Genomic DNA, 18,143 nt, shown 5'->3' on the forward strand with positions numbered 1-18,143 from the left:
GATGTGAACACGCAGTGACGACAGTGGCGCCGGTACCCGCTGGGCACCGGCGCCACTGAGCGGACTCAACTCAGAGCTTATCCGCAACGTAGGAGACGAAGTCCACCAGGCGGATGGTGTAGCCCCACTCGTTGTCGTACCAGGCGACGACCTTGACCTGGTTGTCGATCACCTTGGTGAGCGGCGCGTCGAAGACCGTGGAGACGTCGTAGCCCTCGATGTCCTTGGAGACCAGGGCCTCCTCCGAGTACTCCACGATGCCCTTGTAGGGGCCCTCCGCGGCCTTCTTCACGGCGGCGTTCACGGACTCGACCGTGACGTCCTTCTCCACGTCCACCGTGAGGTCCACCAGGGAACCGGTGGGCACGGGCACGCGGACAGCGTAGCCGTCCAGCTTCCCCTTGAGCTCGGGGAGCACCAGGCCCACGGCCGCGGCGGCGCCGGTGGTGGTGGGGATGATGTTCAGGGCGGCGGCGCGGGCACGGCGCAGGTCGCTGTGCGGGGCGTCGTGCAGGCGCTGGTCACCGGTGTAGGCGTGGATGGTGGTCATCAGGCCACGCTCGACGCCGAACTCGTCGTTCAGGATCTTGGCCAGCGGCGCGAGGCAGTTGGTGGTGCAGGACGCCGCGGAGACCAGGTTCATGGTGGCGGAGTCGTACGTCTCGTGGTTCACGCCGTACACGAAGGTGCCGTCCACCTCCTTGCCCGGGGCGGAGAGCACGACCTTCTTGGCGCCGGCGTCCAGGTGCGCCTGCATCTGGGGGCCCTTGGTGAAACGGCCGGTGGACTCGATGACGATGTCCACGCCCAGCTCGCCCCACGGCAGCTTGGAGGGGTCCGGCTCGGCGAGGAACTTCACCTCGTGCCCGTCCACGGTCATGACGTCGCCGTCGAGCGAGACGTCCGCGTTGAGACGGCCCATCACGGAGTCGAACTCGAAGAGGTGCTTCAGGGTCTTGGGATCGGTGAGGTCGTTCACGGCCACCAGCTCGATGTTGTGGCCGTGGTGGGTGTACAGCGCCCGCGCGAAGTTGCGGCCGATGCGCCCGAAACCGTTGATGCCAACCTTGACTGTCACTGCGATCTCCTCTGTATGTCGGGGTGGGTGGTCCGCGCCTGCCTCGATGTGGATTCGAAACCAATCGGTATCAAAACCACATCGGATCGTGCGGGGCGGGTGCTGGCCACCGGGTCTTTCGGTCCCATTCTATCGAGAACACCGCCCGGATGACAGTGCTGGGAGGCACGATTCGGATGAACATCCGGTTTTCCCACACGAACCCACATGGGCGCATGCACCCGGGGCCCTCTCAGGCCCGGTGGCCGCCCTGCCCAGCCCGCGCGGCGAACTCCGAGGTGGAGGCCACGCCCAGCTCCTCAGCACGGCGGTCGGCCATGGCCAGCAGCCGGCGGATCCGCCCGGCGATCGCGTCCTTGGTCAGGGGCGGGTCCGAGAGCCGCCCCAGCTCGTCCAAGCTCGCCTGCTTGTTCGCCACCCGCAGCCGCCCGGCTGCACGCAGGTGCTCGGGTGCGTCCTCGCCGAGGATGTCGAGGGCGCGCTCCACCTTGGCGCCGGCGGTGACCGCGGCCTGGGCGGAGCGGCGCAGGTTGGCGTCGTCGAAGTTCGCCAGCCGGTTCGCCGTGGCGCGCACCTCCTTGCGCATCCTGCGGTCCTCCCACTGCAGGAGGGCGCGGTGGGCGCCCAGCCGGGTGAGCAGGGCGGCAATGGTGTCCCCGTCCCGCACCACCACCCGGTCCGCGCCCCGCACCTGCCGGGCCTTGGCGAGCACGTCCAGCCTGCGGGCCGAGCCCACGAGTGCGAGGGCGGCCTCCGGGCCGGGGCAGGTGAACTCCATGGCCGCGGCGCGCCCGGGCTCCGTGAGGGACCCGTGCGCGAGGAACGCCCCACGGATCACGGCCGCGGACTCCTCCACGCTGCCGTTGACCACCGTGGGAGGCAGGCCCCGCACGGGACGGCCGTGTGCGTCCAGCAACCCGGTCCGGCGCGCCAGCGCCTCGCCGTCCCGTGCCACCCGCACCACCCAGGTGCGGTCGCGGCGCAGCCCACCGCCGCTGATGACCCCGAGCTCGCACGCGTGGCCGAAGACCTCTCCGACCGTGCGGGCGGCCCGACGCGCGACCGACTCGGTGTCGAGCTCCGCCTCCACCACGATGCGCCCGCCCACGATGTGCAGCCCGCCGGCGAAGCGCAGCAGCGCTGACAGCTCCGCCGCGCGGACCGCGGACTTGCGGACCTGCAGGTGCGCGAGTTCTTCCTTGACCGAGGCGGTCAATGCCATGGGTGTCGATCTCCTTGCCGAGTCCGGGGGGAGTGCTCGCGGGCGAGCCCGCTCAGCGCTCTGCGTTCATGATCTGCTGGTAGGCGGCCGCCAGCTTGAAGGGGTTGTGCACCGGGCTGCCGTCGGTGTCGCGCAGCGAGTCCCAGTGCACCACCGCACCCAGCTGCGCGGCGGCGGCCTCCACGTCCTTGGGGGACTCGGTGGCGGAGGGGTCCGCGAGGACCACGTCCAGGCGCAGCTGCGGGGCGTAGCGCTGCAGCACCCGCAGCTGGTCCCCCGAGCCCATGCTGAGGGTCTCCGAGTCCCGGGAGAGGTTCAGGGTGACCAGTCGTTTGGCGGGGGACGCGCAGATGGCGTCGCGCAGCTCGGGCAGCAGCAGGTGCGGGAGCACGGAGGTGTGCCACGAGCCCGGCCCCAGCACCACCCACGCCGCCTCCTCGACGGCGGTCAGGGCCTCCGGGCACGCCGGGGCGTCCGCCGGGCAGAGCCGCACGTTGCACACGTCCGCCTCCTTGGCCAGGCGGGACTGGCCGGTGACGGTGCGCGTGACGGACTCCGGCGGGCACGCCGCCGTGGGGTCGCTGCCCGGTGAGACGTCACCCTCGATCACCAGGGGGACGCGGCTCATGGGCAGCACCTGCCCCCGGGCGCCGAGCAGCGCCCCGGCCCAGCGCAGCCCCTCCACGGGGTCGCCCAGCAGCTCCCACAGGGTGACGATCAGCAGGTTGCCCAGGGCGTGGTTGTCCAGCCCCTCGTCCGGGTGGGCCTTGACGCTGAAGCGGTGCTGCATCACGTCGCTCCACGTGCGCCCCCACTGGGAGTCGTCGCACAGGGCTGCCAGCGCCATGCGCAGGTCCCCTGGCGGCAGCACGCCCAGGTCCGTGCGCAGCCGACCGGAGGAGCCGCCGTCGTCGGCAACAGTGACGACCGCGGTCAGCGCCGGCGCCAGCAGCCGCAGGGCGGAGAGGCTCGCGGAAAGCCCGTGGCCGCCGCCCAGGGCCACCACGGAGTCCGCGTCGGTCAGGGAGTCACGGGCCGAGGGGTCCAGGGAGTGGTAGGGGTCCACGTCGCGGCGGCTGCTCAGCGGCAGCCGGGGCAGCGCGCCCGTGGTGGGGAAGTTGCTCATGAGATCCGTAACGTATGGGGGCGGGGACTACTCTCGGCCCATGTCCCGGTGCTGGATGTTGACGGTCACGCGCGGGGACTTGCCGAGCCTGCGGGCCACGTCCTCGGTGATCGCCACTGAACGGTGCTTGCCTCCTGTGCATCCGATGGCAATGGTCGCGTAGTGCTTGCTCTCGTTGCGGTACCCCGCGAAGACCGGTTCGAGCATGCCCACGAAGCGGTCCACGAACGTCTTGGCGCCGTCCGTGGCGAACACGTAGTCGCGCACCTCCGGGTCCTTGCCCGTGCGGGGCCGCAGGGCGGGCACCCAGTGGGGGTTCGGGATGAAGCGGACGTCCGCCACGAAGTTCGCGTCCGCGGGCACGCCGTACTTGAAGCCGAAGCTCATGACGGTCAGGCGGAGCACCACGGGACCGCTCGTGGAGAACATGTCCGCCACGGCCTTGGTGAGGGCGTGGACGTTGAAGGACGTGGTGTCCAGGACGGAGTCCGCGGCCTCCCGCAGGTCACGCAGCAGCTCGCGCTCGGCCTTGATGCCGTCCAGGATCCGCCCCCCGGCCTGCAGGGGGTGGGGGCGGCGCTGGAGCTCGTAGCGTGAGACCAGCACCTCGTCCGAGGCCTCCAGGAACAGCACCGAGAACTCCACTCCGGAGGTCTCCAGGGCCGCCAGCGTCTCGCGCATGTCGTTGAACAGCGCCTTGCCGCGCACGTCGATCACCACGGCGAGCTTGGGCAGTGTCTGCGGGGCGCGCGAGGCGAGGTCCGCCAGGGTCCCCAGCATCTGCGGCGGGAGGTTGTCCACCACGTACCAGCCGAGGTCCTCCAGTGCGTTGGCCGCCGTGGAGCGCCCGGCGCCGGACATCCCCGTGACGATCAGCAGCTCCGTGGTGGGAGGCTTCAGGGGTTCCAGCGGGACGCTGCCGGCATCCGGTGGTGGGGTGCTCATGGGGTGACGGACCGCCTGATCTGCCGAGTGCAAGGTTCCCCTTCAGGGTAGACCAGTTTCACTCGAGCAGCTCGCCCGTGGCGGTGTCGACCGCGGGCGCGGACGACGCCGCGGCGCGCCCGCCCAGCGCCTCGGCCACCTTCACGGCCAGGGCCGGGCCGAAGCCCTTGACCTCCAGGATCTCCTCGGCGGAGGCCGCGCGCAGCTTCTTCACCGATCCGAAGTGGGCGAGCAGCAGCTTCTGCTTGGCGGGGCCCAGACCGGGGATCTCGTCCAGCGCGGAGACCGTCATGGCCTTGGAGCGCTTCTGGCGGTGGAAGGTGATCGCGAAGCGGTGGGCCTCGTCGCGCACGCGCTGCATGAGGAACAGCCCCTCGGAGGCGCGCGGGAGGATCACGGGGAACTCGTCGTCCGGGACCCACACCTCCTCCAGGCGCTTGGCGAGTCCCACCACGTGCACGTCCGTGACGCCCAGGTCGTCCAGGGCGCGCTGCGCGGCCGCCACCTGGGGCGGGCCGCCGTCCACGATCACGAGGTTGGGCGGGTAGGCGAAGGCCCGCGAGCTCGGCTCCTCGGCGTCCGCCGCGACCTCTCCGGAGCTCACGCCCTTCTCGGCTGCGCGGCGCTGCTGCTCCAGGTGGCGGGCGAAGCGGCGGTGGATCACGTCGTACATCGAGGCGGTGTCGTCCCGGGCGGCGTCGCCGGTCACCGAGAACTTGCGGTACTCGGACTTGCGCGGCAGCCCGTCCTCGAAGACCACCATGGAGGCCACCACGTTGGTGCCCTGGACGTGGGAGATGTCGTAGCACTCGATGCGCATCAGGGCGTCCGGCAGCCCGAGCGCCTCCTGCAGCTGCTGCAGGGACGCGGAACGGGTGGTCAGGTCCCCCGCGCGCCGGGACTTGTGCAGGGCCAGGGCCTGGCGGGCGTTCTCGGCCACGGTCTCGAGCAGCTGCGCCTTGTCCCCGCGCTGGGGTCGCTGGATGCTCACCTGGGACCCGCGCAGCTCCCCCAGCCAGCCGCGGATCCCGTCCGCCTCGGCGGGCATGTCGGAGACGTAGACGGTGCGCGGGACCGTGTCCTGGCGGTAGGCCAGTTCGGAGGTGCGCCGGTGCTGGCCCACCACGTCCTCGCTGCCCTGGCGGGCACCCTTCTTCCGGGGGGACGACGCCGCCGGGTCCAGCCCCGACTGCACCTCGCCGTAGGCCTGCTGGAGCAGGTTGGTCATGAGCTCCGCGGTGGTGACGTCCTCGACCTTCTCGGTCACCCAGCCGCGCTGACCGCGGATGCGCCCGCCGCGCACGTAGAACACCTGCACGGCGGCCTCGAGCTCGTCCTCGGCGATCGCGAAGAAGTCGGCGTCCGTGGTGTCCGCGAGCACCACCGTGTTGCGCTCGAAGGCGCGCTCCAGCGCCCCCACGTCGTCCCGGCGCGCCGCGGCCGTCTCGAAGTCCATGCGCTCGGCGGCCTCGTTCATCTGCCGGGTCAGCTCGCGGATGTAGGGCTTGGCGTGGCCCGCCATGAACCGGCAGAGGTCGTCCGCGAGCCGGCGGTGGTCCTCCTGGGAGATGGCGCCCACGCACGGGGCGGAGCACTTGTCGATGTAGCCGAGCAGGCACGGCCGGCCGCTGCGCTCCGCGCGCTGGTACACCCCCTTGGTGCACGTGCGCACGGGGAAGACCCGCAGCAGCGCGTCCAGGGTGTCCCGGATGGCCCACGCCTGCGAGTAGGGGCCGAAGTACCGGTTCCCCGGCTTCTTCTCGCCCCGCGTGACCATGGCCCGCGGGACCTCCTCGGCCATGGTCACCGCGAGGTACGGGTAGGACTTGTCGTCCCGGTACGCGATGTTGAACCGGGGCGCGAACTCCTTGATCCAGGTGTACTCCAGCTGCAGGGACTCGAACTCCGAGCCCACCACGGTCCACTGCACCGCCGCGGCGGTGGTGACCATGGCGCGGGTCTTGGGGGCCAGCTGGTGCAGGGGCGCGAAGTACGAGGACAGCCGGTTGCGCAGGTTCTTGGCCTTGCCCACGTAGATGACGCGGCCGTGCTCGTCCCGGAAGCGGTAGACCCCCGGGTTCGTGGGGATGTCCTGACGAGCCGGCCGGTAGCTCGCCGGATCAGCCACGCCCCAGGTCCTTCTCCGCGGACGGGGACACGTTGTAGACGTCCTTGCGCGGCTGCCCCGAGAGCCCCGCGATGGTGGTCATGACCTCTTCCACGAGCTCTTTGCGCATCCTTCCCGTCTGGCGCTCGCCGGAGCGGGCCACGGTGATGGGCTCCCCCACGTGCATCTCGAACTTCGCCGGCCGGATCATGGTGGCCCCCGGGGGCTGCAGCCGCTGGGTTCCGATCATCCCCACGGGCAGCACGGGAGCGCCCGTGAGGTGGGCCAGGTACGCCACCCCGGAGTGGCCCCGGTAGAGGTAGCCGTCACGGGAGCGCGTGCCCTCGGGGTAGATGCCGAACACGCACCCGCGCTCGAGGTGCTCCACGGCGGGGGCCAGCGCGGCCACGGACTCGCTCTGCTGGCCGCGGGCCACCGGGATGATGTCGATGAACTCGAAGGCCTCCCGCATGAGACGGCCCTTCAGCCCCGGGCTGTTCACGTACTCGGCCTTGGCGATGAACTTCACACGCCGGGGCAGGAACGCGGAGATGATGACGGAGTCCAGGAACGAGAGGTGGTTGGACGCGACGATCACCGGTCCCGTCTCGGGCAGCCGGTCCAGCCCCGTGACCACGGGACGGCACAGCAGCTTCAGTGCCCGGGCCACCGTGGCCTTGGTCAGGTCGTACTGGGTGAACATCGCCCGGGCCCCCCTACTGGTCGGTGTATTGGTGGAGCAAGTCTGCCAAATCCCCGGGGGTCGCGGCGACGGCCGCGCAGCCCGCGGCGAGCTCGCCATCGCCCCCGAACCCCCAGCCTGCACCCAGACAGTCGATGCCGTGGCTGCGCGCGCCCTCGGCGTCGTAGCTGCGGTCCCCCACCATGACGGTCCGCGCGGGATCCGGCGGCAGCGCGCCGAGCCGGCGCAGGGCCTCCCCGATGATGGCGGGCTTGTCGTGGACCGCCCCGGTGCTCCCAGTGGGCGGGGCGAGGTCGTCGGCGGCACCGCTGACCGTCTCGAAGTACTGCTCCAGGTCGAAGCGCGCCACGACCTGCGTGGCGATGTGCTCGGGCTTCTGGGTGGCCACGGCCTGGCGCACGCCGGCCTCGCGCAGCTGCTGCAGGACGGGAAGGATCCCCGGGTAGACGCGCGTGCGCTCGAGACCCTCGGTGAGGTAGCCCGCCCGGTACACGGAGACCACCTGCGGGATGTTCTCCTCGGGGACCTCCGTCCAGCGGCGCAGGGACTCGCCGATGGGCGGGCCCACGAAGCGCTCGAGGTTCTCGGGGGCCTCGAAGCCGCACGTCCACAGCGCCTCCGCGATCCCCTCGGTGATGGCACCGGCGGGGTCCAGCACCGTGCCGTCCAGGTCCCACAGCACCACGGGGCGCTGGCCCGTCACGAGCGCGCTCCCGCGGTCTCCGCGCGCCCGACGGCGCCGTCCCCGGCCGGTGTGCCCGCACGGTGGGCCGCCTCGCGGGCCGCGGAGTTCTCCAGGACTTCGCGCAGGAACTGGCCCGTGAAGCTCTCCTCGTTGCGGGCCACCTGCTCGGGGGTTCCCTGGGCCACGACCGTGCCACCGCCCGAGCCGCCGTTGGGCCCGAGGTCCACGATCCAGTCCGCGGACTTCACCACGTCCAGGTTGTGCTCGATGGTCATCACCGAGTTGCCCTTGTCCACGAGGCTCTGCAGCACCATGAGCAGCTTGCGGATGTCCTCGAAGTGCAGACCCGTGGTGGGCTCGTCGAGGACGTAGATGGTGCGCCCGTTCGCGCGCTTCTGCAGCTCCGCCGCGAGCTTCACGCGCTGCGCCTCACCGCCCGAGAGCGTGGTGGCGGGCTGGCCCAGGCGCACGTACCCCAGGCCCACCTCCACGAGGGTGGTGAGGTAGCGGGCGATCGCCGTGAACGGGGCGAAGAACTCCGCCGCCTCCTCGATGGGCATGTCCAGGACCTCGGCGATGTTCTTGCCCTTGTAGTGCACCTCCAGGGTCTCCCGGTTGTAGCGGGCGCCCTTGCACACCTCGCACGGGACGTAGACGTCCGGCAGGAAGTTCATCTCGATCTTCAGGGTGCCGTCCCCGGAGCACGCCTCGCAGCGCCCGCCCTTGACGTTGAAGGAGAACCGGCCCTGCTGGTACCCGCGGACCTTCGCCTCCTGGGTCTCCGCGAACAGCTTGCGGATGCGGTCGAAGACTCCCGTGTACGTGGCCGGGTTGGAGCGGGGCGTGCGGCCGATGGGGCTCTGGTCCACGTGGACCACCTTGTCCAGGTGCTCCAGCCCGTCGATGCGCTTGTGGCGGCCCGGCACCTGCTTGGCCCCGTTGAGCTGGTTGGCGAGGCTCGTGTAGAGGATGTCGTTCACCAGGGTGGACTTGCCGGAGCCTGAGACGCCCGTGACCGCCACGAACACGCCCAGGGGGAAGTCCACGGTGAGGTTCTGCAGGTTGTTCTCCCGGGCGCCCACCACCGTGAGCTTGCGCTTCTTGTCGATGGGCCGCCGCTCGGAGGGCACCTCGATGAGCCGGCGGCCGGTGAGGTAGTCCGCCGTGATCGACTCGCGGTTCTCGAGCAGCTCCTCGTAGGTGCCCGAGTGCACCACGTCCCCGCCGTGCACACCGGCACCGGGGCCCACGTCCACGATCCAGTCGGCCTCGCGCATGGTGTCCTCGTCGTGCTCGACCACGATCAGGGTGTTGCCCATGTCCCGCAGGCGCAGCAGGGTGTCGATGAGTCGGCGGTTGTCCCGCTGGTGCAGCCCGATGGAGGGCTCGTCCAGGACGTAGAGCACCCCCACCAGTCCGGCGCCGATCTGCGTGGCCAGGCGGATCCGCTGGGCCTCACCGCCGGAAAGGGTGGCCGCGGCGCGCTCCAGGTTGAGGTAGTCCAGGCCGACGTCGATGAGGAAGCTCAGGCGCGCGACGATCTCCTTGAGCACCTGGTCGCCGATCTTCGTCTCGCGGGCGTCCAGGTCCAGGTCCTCGAAGAACGCCAGGGAGTCCCGCATGGGCAGCCGGGTGGCCTCGGCGATGTTCTTCCCGCCCACGGTGACCCCGAGGATGGTGGGGTTGAGCCGCGCGCCGCCGCACTCGGGGCAGGCCACCTGACGCATGTACTGCTCGTAGCGGTCCTTGGCGTGGTCGGACTCGGTCTCCTCGTGCTTGCGCTTGATGTAGCCGTACACGCCCTCGAAGCCCTGGGTGTATCGCCGCTCCCGCCCCCATCGGTTGCGGTAGGCCACGGTGACCTCGTAGTCCTTGCCCTCCAGCACGGCCTTGCGGGCCTTGGCAGGCAGGTCCTTCCAGGGGGTGACCATGTCGAAGCCCACCTCCTTGCCGAGGCCCGCGAGCAGCCGGTTCCAGTACTCGCTCGTGGCCTTGCCGAGGGACCAGGGGGCGATGGCGCCCTCCACGAGGGAGAGGTCCGGGTTGGGCACCACGAGGTCCTCATCCACCTCGAGGCGCGAGCCGATGCCGTCGCACGTGGGGCACGCGCCGAAGGGGGCGTTGAAGGAGAAGGAGCGGGGCTCGATCTCGTCCGTCTGCAGCTCGTGCTCGTTGGGGCACGCGAGGTTCTCGGAGAAGGTCCGGCGGGAATCCTGCCACGGGGACTCCTCCCCCTCGCGGACCACCAGCTCCACCACCACCCGGCCGTCCGCCAGGTTCAGCGCGGTCTCCACGGAGTCGGTGAGGCGCTGGCGGGCGTCCGGCTTGGCGGTGAGGCGGTCCACCACCACGTCGATGGTGTGCTTGTACTGCTTCTTCAGCTTGGGGGCGTCCTCGAGCTGCACGGTCTCGCCGTCCACCACGGCGCGCGCGTACCCCTGCTGGGTCAGCTGCTGGAAGAGGTCCTGGAACTCCCCCTTGCGGCCCTTGACCACGGGGGCGAGGACCATGAAGCGGGTGCGCTCGGGCAGCTCCAGGAGCTGGTCCACGATCTGCTGGGGGGTCTGGCGGGTAATGGGCTCCCCGCACACCGGGCAGTGCGGGTGGCCGATGCGCGCCCAGAGCAGGCGCATGTAGTCGTAGATCTCGGTGATGGTCCCCACCGTGGAACGGGGGTTGCGGGAGGTGGACTTCTGGTCGATGGACACCGCCGGGGACAGTCCCTCGATGAAGTCCACGTCCGGCTTGTCCACGCGTCCCAGGAACATGCGGGCGTAGGAGGACAGGGACTCGACGTAGCGCCGCTGGCCCTCCGCGAAGATGGTGTCGAAGGCCAGGGAGGACTTCCCCGACCCGGACAGGCCCGTGAACACCACCATGGAGTCCCGGGGGATGGTGAGGTCCACGTTCTTCAGGTTGTGCTCCCGAGCACCCTGGACCACGATCTCCGTGAGGTCCGAGACCCCGGAGGCGCGGGTGGCCGGCGTGTGCACGCTGCGGTGGCCTGACGTGGACTGGCGGTCGCTGGGGGATTCCTGGGTTCGCTCTGACACGGTCGCAACTCTAGTACGGGGCACGGACACGCCCACCGGCGCGGGGACCGGGTGGCACAGACCCTGGGCGCGCACGCGGCGTCGTCGTGCTCCGGGCGCACGGACCGGTTGACGGGCCGGCGGGGGCCACCAGCAGGAGGCATCCGCGAGGGAGGTTCCCGGGTCTGCGCGCTGTTGGCCCGCGCCCGGGCTGGCGTCCTACACTCGTGGGCATGTTCGCCACGCAGACAGAGGTCACGGAACTCAGCCAGATCACCATCCGCCGGATTTCGGTGGGCGACATGGACAACAACGTCTACCTGCTCACCTCCAAGTCCGAGGGCACCCAGGTGCTCATCGACGCCGCGGACGACGCCCGCGCGATCGCCGGTCTGGTGGCGGCGGGTTCCGGCGACTGCTCCGACTGGGGCAACCTGCAGCTGATCATCACCACCCACTCGCACTGGGACCACGTGCGCGCACTGGAGACCGTGGCCACCCACTCCGAGGCCATGACCGCGTGCGGCGCCGCGGACGAGGGCGACATCCCCGTCCCCATGGACCTGACCTTCGACAACGGTGACACCGCCGAGCTGGACGGCTTCGAGCTGGAGATCATCGAGCTGCGCGGGCACACCCCCGGCTCCATCGCCGTGGTGTACCGGGACCCGGACGGGCCCGCCCACATCTTCACGGGGGACTCGCTGTTCCCGGGCGGGCTCGGCAAGACCTCCTCCCCCGCGGACTTCCGCCAGCTCTTCCAGGACGTCACCGAGCGCGTCTTCGACCGCTTCGACGACGACACCGTGATCCACCCGGGCCACGGCGCCCCCACCACGCTGGGTGCCGAGCGCCCGCACCTGCGGGAGTGGGAAGAGCGCGGCTGGTGAGCTCCTCCCCCGCCCGCACCCGGCAGGACGACGCCGCCGCGGTCCGCTCCTCGGACGACCGCGCCGCCTACGTGGCGGTCCTGGTCTTCCCCCTCCTCGTGCTGGCCGGCGGCGCGGCGGGATACCTCTTCGCGCCGACCGTGCACCAGGCGGCCTCCTGGACGAATCCCCTGCTGGGGCTCGTGATGTTCGGGATGGGGCTGACGCTGCGGCCCTCCGACTTCGCGCTCGTGGCCAGGCGGCCCGTGCCCGTTCTGGTGGGTGTGGCCGCCCAGTACGTGCTCATGCCCGGGATCGCCGTCCTCGTCTGCTGGGCGCTGCGGCTCCCCCCGGAGATCGCGGCCGGCGTGGTCCTCGTGGGCTGCGCGCCCGGAGGCACCGCCTCGAACGTGGTCTCCTACCTGTCACGCGGGGACGTGGCGGTCTCCGTGACCATGACCTCCATCTCCACCCTGCTGGCGCCGCTGCTGACGCCTCTGCTCACCCTGTGGCTCGCCGGTTCCTACATGCCGCTGAACGGCGGGTCCATGGCGCGCTCCATCGCCCTGGTGGTGCTGCTGCCCGTCCTGCTCGGGCTCGTGGCGCGGCTGGCCCTGCCCCGGGTGGTGGAACGGCTGCTGCCCGTCCTGCCCTGGCTGTCCGTCCTGACGATCGCGGTGATCGTGGCCATCGTGGTCTCCGGCTCCGCGGACAGGATCCTGCAGGCCGGTCTGCTGGTGCTCGTGGCCGTGGCGGTGCACAACGCGCTGGGGATGGCCCTGGGCTGGCTCGTGGGCCGTGTGACCGGGCAGCCCGCCCCGGTGCGGCGCACCACCGCCATCGAGGTGGGAATGCAGAACTCCGGGCTGGCGGCCGGTCTCGCCGCCCAGTACATGTCCCCTCTCGCGGCCCTGCCCGGTGCGGTGTTCTCCGTGTGGCACAACCTCTCGGGTGCGGTGTTCGCGCTGCTGTGCCGCCGCGCGGACGCGAAGGCCGCGCGCGGCGTCGTCGGCCGCTGAGGTCCTGTGTGGGTGTCCCCGGGGGCCGATAGGCTGGCGGGGATGAAACTCCTCGACTCCCTGGCACCAGACCTCTCCGCCCCCGGCCACCAGTACCTGCGCGGTGACTTCGCCTCGAACCCGCTGAACGAGGACGAGATCTACGAGGGGTTCCTGGGGTGGATCGCCTCCCGGGATATGGAGCTGTACCCCGCCCAGGACGAGGCCGTGCTGGAGGTGGCGAACGGCTCCAACGTGATCCTGGCGACCCCCACCGGCTCCGGGAAGTCCACCGTGGCGGTGGCTGCGCACTTCGCCGGCCTGGCCCGCGGGCAGCGCTCCTACTACACCGCGCCCATCAAGGCGCTCGTGTCCGAGAAGTTCTTCGACCTCTGCGAGATCTTCGGCGCGGAGAACGTGGGCATGGTCACCGGTGACTCCGCGGTGAACGCGGACGCGCCCATCGTGTGCTGCACCGCGGAGATCCTCGCGAACGTGGCGCTGCGCGAAGGCCCGGACGCGGACCTCGGCGTGGTGGTCATGGACGAGTTCCACTTCTACGCCGACCCCCAGCGCGGCTGGGCGTGGCAGGTGCCCCTCATCGAGCTGCCCCAGGCGCAGTTCCTGCTCATGAGCGCCACCCTGGGGGACGTCACCCGGATCGAGCGCCGGCTGGAGGAGACCACCGGGCGCAGCACCTCCCTTGTGTCCTCGGTGGAGCGGCCCATCCCCCTGCACCACTACTACTCCGAGCGGCCCATCCACGAGGAGCTGGAGGAGCTGCTGAGCACCCACCAGGCGCCCGTCTACGTGGTGCACTTCTCGCAGCTGCAGGCGTCCGAGCAGGCGCAGAACCTGATGTCCGTGGACGTGCTGAGCCGGGAGGAGAAGGATCGCGTCGCGGAGCTCATCAAGGACTTCCGGTTCTCCGCGGGCTTCGGCAAGACCCTCAACCGGCTCGTGCGCCACGGGATCGGCGTGCACCACGCGGGCATGCTCCCCAAGTACCGCCGGCTCGTGGAGCAGCTGGCGCAGACCGGGCTGCTGAAGGTCATCTGCGGCACGGACACCCTCGGGGTGGGCATCAACGTGCCCATCCGCACCGTGCTCATCACGGCGCTGTCCAAGTACGACGGCCGCCGCACACGGCGGCTCAGCGCACGGGAGTTCCACCAGATCGCGGGCCGCGCGGGACGCGCCGGGTACGACACCGCGGGGACGGTGGTGGTCCAGGCACCGGAGCACGTGATCGAGAACGAGCGCGCCCTGGCCAAGGCCCGGGCCAAGCACGGGGACGACCAGAAGAAGCTGCGCCAGGTGCCCAAGAAGAAGGCCCCGGAGGGCTTCGTGTCCTGGAGCCGCAAGACCTTCGAGGGCCTGGTGGACGCGCAGCCCGAGCAGCTGAGCTCGTCCTTCGAGATCACCCACGCCATGGTGCTGAACATGCTCCAGCGTCCCGGGGACAACATCGGCGCCGGGTACCGCCTGCTGCTGGCGGTGGACGAGCCCCGGGCACGGCAGCGGGCCCTCGTCCGGCACGCCCTGGCCATCCTCAAGGAGCTGCTGCGCGCGGGCGTGGTGGTGCGCCTGGACGAGCCGGACGAGACCGGGCGCCGCTACCGGCTCACGGTGGAGCTGCAGGAGAACTTCGCCCTGAACCAGCCGCTCTCCCCGTTCGCCCTGGCCGCGCTGGGACTGCTGGACCCGGAGTCGGAGACCTACGCCCTGGACGTGGTCTCCGTCATCGAGGCCACGCTGGAGAAGCCCCGGCAGGTGCTGAACCTGCAGGAGAAGAAGGTCAAGGGCGAGGCCCTGGCGGCCATGAAGGCCGAGGGCCTGGAGTACATGGAGCGCATGCGGGAGCTGGACGAGATCACCTACCCGCAGCCCCTCAAGGAGCTGCTGGACCAGGCGTTCGAGACGTACCGCGGCGGTTCCCCGTGGGTGTCCCAGTTCGAGCTCTCCCCCAAGTCGATCGTGCGGGACATGTACGAGCGCGCCATGACCTTCGGGGACTACGTGCAGTTCTACGGACTCGCCCGCTCCGAGGGCGTGCTGCTGCGCTACCTCTCCGACGCCTACAAGGCCCTGCGCCAGACCGTGCCGGTGGACGCCACCACCGAGGCGCTCACGGACCTCGTGGAGTGGCTCGGGGAGAGCATCCGGCAGACGGACAACTCGCTGCTGGACGAGTGGGAGAAGCTCGCCTCCGGTGCGGAGTCCCCCATGGGCACCGGCGCGGACTCGCTCGAGGAGCTCGTGGCGGAGCAGCCGGAGGGTGTCACCTCCAACCCCCGCGCGTTCCGGGTGATGGTCCGCAACGCCCTGTTCCAGCGCGTGGAGCTGTTCGCGCAGGAGAAGGACAAGGTGCTCGGCGCGCTGGACGAGAAGACCGGGTGGGACCGCGACCGCTGGGCGGACGCGATGGACGCCTACTTCGACGAGCACGAGGACATCTACACCGATGCCCAGTCCCGCGGCCCCTCCCTGATCCGCATCGACGAGCACCCCGAGGGCATGGCCGGGTTCTGGACCGTGGCGCAGGTCTTCGACGACCCCGACGGACACCACGACTGGGGCATCAACGCCCGGATCGACCTCGCCGCCTCGAACGAGGACGGCTTCCCCGTGGTTCTCGTGGACAACGTGGGATCGATCACCGAGACCGGCCGCTGACACCACCCACGTGATGCATTCCGTGGTGCATGCCAGTATATTATGCATCTGTGAACGCATGAACTGAGAGGAGTCCAGTGTTCGCCCTCACCATCGACCGCCGCGGCTCGCAGCGCCACGCCCGGGACCTCGACATGCGCGCCGAGCGCGAGAACCTCCGGCGCACCCTCCCCCGCCCGGTCCTCGACTGGGACATCAGCGCCGGGGACGAGCTGCAGGCCCTCTACGACGACCCCGCCTCCGCCTGCCGGGCCCTGTTCGCCCTCGCCGACTCGGGCGAGTGGCACGTGGGCATGGGCATCGGGGACGTGGACCGACCCCTGGCGCAGGCCGTCCGCGAGTCCACCGGCCCGGCGTTCGTGGCCGCACGGCAGGCCGTGGAGGCCGCGAAGGAGCGTGAGACCCCCGCCCTGTGCGGCACCGCGTGGGCCCAGCGCGCGGAGGCCGTCCTCACCCTGGTGTGCGCCGTGCGCTCCCGCCGCTCCGGACCCGGCCGCGAGGCCGCGGCGCTCGCGGACGCGGGCCTCACCCAGCGGGAGATGGCCGAGCACCTGGGCATCACCCAGTCCTCGGTCTCCCGCCGCCTGGGTGCCGCACTGTGGCAGCAGGAGCAGGCGGCCCGCGCCTCGGTCACCGCGCTCCTGGCCCTGGCGGACGCAGCCGTCCCATACCCCGCACCCTCGAACACGGAGGAGCCGTGAGCGTTCTGCGTCCCCTGACCACCGTGGTCCTGCCCACCGCCCTCGTGCTCGTGACCGCCGTGCTGACCTGGGTGACCGGCGCCGCACCTCGGCCGTGGGCGTACCCCGCCCTGCTCGTGGCCGGGGCGCTGTCCGGTGATCCCGTGGTGCGGGCCGTGTTCTCCTTCGCCGATGTCTCCCACGAGCGCCCGGGCCCCGCGACCGACCCCTGGAGCGAGTCGGAGGCCACGGCGGACCCCGTGGATCCCCCGCTGCGGGGCGGTCTCGTGATCGGTGCCCTGGAGCGTGCCGCGGCCATCGTCTCCCTGCTCACGGGCATGGTTGCCGGCATCGGCGTGGTCGTGGCCGTCAAGGGACTCGCGCGCTACGGGGAGTTCACCAACGCGCAGCAGCGGGAGCAGTTCATCATCGGCACACTCGCCTCACTCCTGTGGGCCGCGCTCTTCGCCGGTGCCGCCCTGTGGTGCACCACACCGCCGGGGCCGTTCGCGGCGTAGGCGCCCACCGGCTGCGGGGCCGGCCACGCGGCGTCGTCGTCGGCAGTGTCCCCGGGCACGGCCCCCGGGGGACGGACGACGACGCCCGGTCCCCGACTCGGCGCAGACTCTTCCCGTCTGCGTGACGGCGCCTTCTCCGCGCGGCTCGGCGGCGCCGTCTCGTCAGCGCCGGGGCTCCGCGGCATCCACCGGGGTGTCCTGCGAGGACGGTGTGGGATCGGGCGAGGGGGTGCTGACCCGGCCCGTCTCCTGGAACTCGCGGTGCTCGCCGCGCGCCGTGTCCAGCATGCGGCGGAAGCGCGCGCGGGAGGCGATGAGCTCGTCCTTGTGCTTCTCCGAGATCCGTGGGAAGTGCGCCTCCAAGTCCCGCAGCTGCCCGGCGATCTCGTTGCGCTGCCCCGCCGGGGCGTCCGCGGGCAGGGCGAGGTAGCGCTCCGTGAGGTCCTGGGTCCGCTGGATGGTGCGCAGCGCACGGCCCTTGGGGCTGAAGAGGGACGCCAGCACCGTGACCACCAGGACGCCCACGATCACCGCGAGCGAGACGCCGATGCCGATCTCCAGCACGGCCACGTGCTCGCCGCCGTTGATGAACGGGAGGGTGTTCTCGTGCAGGGCGTGCAGGATGAGCTTTACCCCGATGAACGCGAGGATCACGGAGAGACCCCAGGAGAGGTAGATCAGCCGGTCCAGCAGACCGTCGATCAGGAAGTACAGCTGCCGCAGGCCCATGAGCGAGAACGCCGTGGCGGTGAACACGATGTACGGCTCCTGCGTGAGGCCGAAGATCGCGGGGATGGAGTCCAAGGCGAACAGGACGTCCGTTCCGCCGATCGCCACCATCACGAGCAGCATGGGGGTCAGGGCGCGCCTGCCGTTGTGCACGGTGAAGAGCTTGTCACCGTCGTAGTGGTCCGTGGTGTGGAAGACCTTCCGGGCCAGGCGCACCACGATGTTGTCCGCCTGATCCTCCGCACCTCCGCCGATCTCGCCCCGGATGAGGTTCCCGGCCGTGAGCACGAGGACCAGTCCGAAGAGGTAGAAGACCCACGCGAAGGTGTTGATGGCCGCGGCACCCACGAAGATGAACACCGTGCGGGCGATCAGGGCGAAGACGATGCCGAAGAGCAGCACCTTCTGCTGGTCCGCCCGCGGCACCGCGAATGAACCCATGATGATGAGGAACACGAACAGGTTGTCCACGGAGAGCGCCTTCTCCGTGATGTAGCCGCCGTAGTACTCGGCCATCATGGTGGGCCCGTCCAGCCACAGGATCACGAGGCCGAAGAGGAGGGCGAGACCCACGTACACGGCGGACCACACGGCCGCCTCGCGGATGGAGGGCTCGTGCGCCCGGCGCACGTGGAAGACGAAGTCGTAGGCCAGCAGGGCCAGGATCAGGGCCAGGGTGAGGCCCCACTGCAGGGTGGTGATCTCCACGGGGAGACTCCTTGTGGGTCGGCGGAACCGCACAAGTCTCTCCCCCGCGCCCCGGGTCCTGCGCCTC

At 70.8% G+C, this 18,143-nt stretch carries 14 protein-coding genes; 5 read left to right on the top strand and 9 right to left on the bottom strand.

Annotation, left to right across the window (positions count from 1 at the left end; all coding sequences use genetic code 11):
* Positions 1–70: 70 nt before the first annotated feature.
* The 8 genes from gap to uvrA all read right to left on the bottom strand — a co-directional run bounded on the left by gap (position 71) and on the right by uvrA (position 10,859).
* Positions 71–1,078, bottom strand: coding sequence for a type I glyceraldehyde-3-phosphate dehydrogenase (gene gap / locus Q4A22_RS09370; RefSeq protein ID WP_303178882.1), 1,008 nt, complete (start codon positions 1,076–1,078; stop codon positions 71–73).
* 232 nt (positions 1,079–1,310) lie between these two features.
* Positions 1,311–2,300: a DNA-binding protein WhiA gene (gene whiA / locus Q4A22_RS09375; protein WP_303178884.1), complete on the bottom strand. Its 990-nt coding sequence runs from the start codon at positions 2,298–2,300 to the stop codon at positions 1,311–1,313.
* 52 nt (positions 2,301–2,352) lie between these two features.
* On the bottom strand, positions 2,353–3,426 hold the full coding sequence (yvcK, locus tag Q4A22_RS09380) for a uridine diphosphate-N-acetylglucosamine-binding protein YvcK (protein ID WP_303178885.1): 1,074 nt from the start codon (positions 3,424–3,426) through the stop codon (positions 2,353–2,355).
* Between the two features lie 27 nt (positions 3,427–3,453).
* Positions 3,454–4,371 (bottom strand): RNase adapter RapZ, encoded by a 918-nt coding sequence (rapZ, locus tag Q4A22_RS09385; RefSeq protein WP_303178886.1) that lies wholly within the window; start codon positions 4,369–4,371, stop codon positions 3,454–3,456.
* Positions 4,372–4,429: 58 nt separating this feature from the next.
* On the bottom strand, positions 4,430–6,499 hold the full coding sequence (gene uvrC, locus Q4A22_RS09390; RefSeq protein ID WP_303178887.1) for an excinuclease ABC subunit UvrC: 2,070 nt from the start codon (positions 6,497–6,499) through the stop codon (positions 4,430–4,432).
* Positions 6,492–7,181, bottom strand: a complete 690-nt coding sequence (locus Q4A22_RS09395) for a 1-acyl-sn-glycerol-3-phosphate acyltransferase (RefSeq protein WP_303178889.1) — start codon at positions 7,179–7,181, stop codon at positions 6,492–6,494. The genes uvrC and Q4A22_RS09395 overlap by 8 nt, the downstream gene beginning before the upstream one ends.
* Positions 7,182–7,194: 13 nt before the next feature.
* Positions 7,195–7,884 carry an HAD hydrolase-like protein gene (locus tag Q4A22_RS09400; protein ID WP_303178890.1) on the bottom strand — a complete coding sequence of 230 codons (690 nt, stop codon included), beginning with the start codon at positions 7,882–7,884 and terminating at the stop codon, positions 7,195–7,197.
* Positions 7,881–10,859 carry an excinuclease ABC subunit UvrA gene (uvrA, locus tag Q4A22_RS09405; protein ID WP_303178933.1) on the bottom strand — a complete coding sequence of 993 codons (2,979 nt, stop codon included), beginning with the start codon at positions 10,857–10,859 and terminating at the stop codon, positions 7,881–7,883. Before uvrA ends, Q4A22_RS09400 begins: the two co-directional genes overlap by 4 nt.
* 272 nt (positions 10,860–11,131) lie before the next feature.
* On the opposite strand from uvrA, the gene Q4A22_RS09410 reads away from it, so the two are divergent.
* From Q4A22_RS09410 to Q4A22_RS09430, 5 genes are all read left to right on the top strand, one after another.
* On the top strand, positions 11,132–11,788 hold the full coding sequence (locus Q4A22_RS09410; protein ID WP_303178892.1) for an MBL fold metallo-hydrolase: 657 nt from the start codon (positions 11,132–11,134) through the stop codon (positions 11,786–11,788).
* A complete protein-coding gene (locus Q4A22_RS09415) occupies positions 11,785–12,786 on the top strand; it encodes a bile acid:sodium symporter family protein (protein WP_303178893.1) in 1,002 nt (333 codons plus the stop codon). Before Q4A22_RS09410 ends, Q4A22_RS09415 begins: the two co-directional genes overlap by 4 nt.
* Positions 12,787–12,828: 42 nt before the next feature.
* On the top strand, positions 12,829–15,441 hold the full coding sequence (locus Q4A22_RS09420; protein ID WP_303178895.1) for an RNA helicase: 2,613 nt from the start codon (positions 12,829–12,831) through the stop codon (positions 15,439–15,441).
* A gap of 77 nt (positions 15,442–15,518) precedes the next feature.
* Positions 15,519–16,142 carry a winged helix-turn-helix domain-containing protein gene (locus Q4A22_RS09425; protein WP_303178897.1) on the top strand — a complete coding sequence of 208 codons (624 nt, stop codon included), beginning with the start codon at positions 15,519–15,521 and terminating at the stop codon, positions 16,140–16,142.
* Positions 16,139–16,639 carry a hypothetical protein gene (locus Q4A22_RS09430; protein WP_303178899.1) on the top strand — a complete coding sequence of 167 codons (501 nt, stop codon included), beginning with the start codon at positions 16,139–16,141 and terminating at the stop codon, positions 16,637–16,639. The genes Q4A22_RS09425 and Q4A22_RS09430 overlap by 4 nt, the downstream gene beginning before the upstream one ends.
* A gap of 162 nt (positions 16,640–16,801) precedes the next feature.
* Here the strand turns inward: Q4A22_RS09430 and Q4A22_RS09435 are convergent, their stop codons facing one another.
* Positions 16,802–18,076, bottom strand: a complete 1,275-nt coding sequence (locus Q4A22_RS09435) for a TerC family protein (RefSeq protein WP_303178901.1) — start codon at positions 18,074–18,076, stop codon at positions 16,802–16,804.
* Positions 18,077–18,143: the final 67 nt, after the last annotated feature.

This window comes from Kocuria sp. (assembly GCF_030530945.1).
Classification (GTDB): domain Bacteria; phylum Actinomycetota; class Actinomycetes; order Actinomycetales; family Micrococcaceae; genus Kocuria.

Coding starts and splice junctions, on each gene's coding strand:
- whiA (WP_303178884.1), bottom strand. CDS start 2,300: ATGGCATTGACCGCCTCGGTCAAGGAAGAACTCGCGCACCTGCAGGTC.
- yvcK (WP_303178885.1), bottom strand. CDS start 3,426: ATGAGCAACTTCCCCACCACGGGCGCGCTGCCCCGGCTGCCGCTGAGC.
- rapZ (WP_303178886.1), bottom strand. CDS start 4,371: ATGAGCACCCCACCACCGGATGCCGGCAGCGTCCCGCTGGAACCCCTG.
- Q4A22_RS09395 (WP_303178889.1), bottom strand. CDS start 7,181: ATGTTCACCCAGTACGACCTGACCAAGGCCACGGTGGCCCGGGCACTG.
- Q4A22_RS09410 (WP_303178892.1), top strand. CDS start 11,132: ATGTTCGCCACGCAGACAGAGGTCACGGAACTCAGCCAGATCACCATC.
- Q4A22_RS09420 (WP_303178895.1), top strand. CDS start 12,829: ATGAAACTCCTCGACTCCCTGGCACCAGACCTCTCCGCCCCCGGCCAC.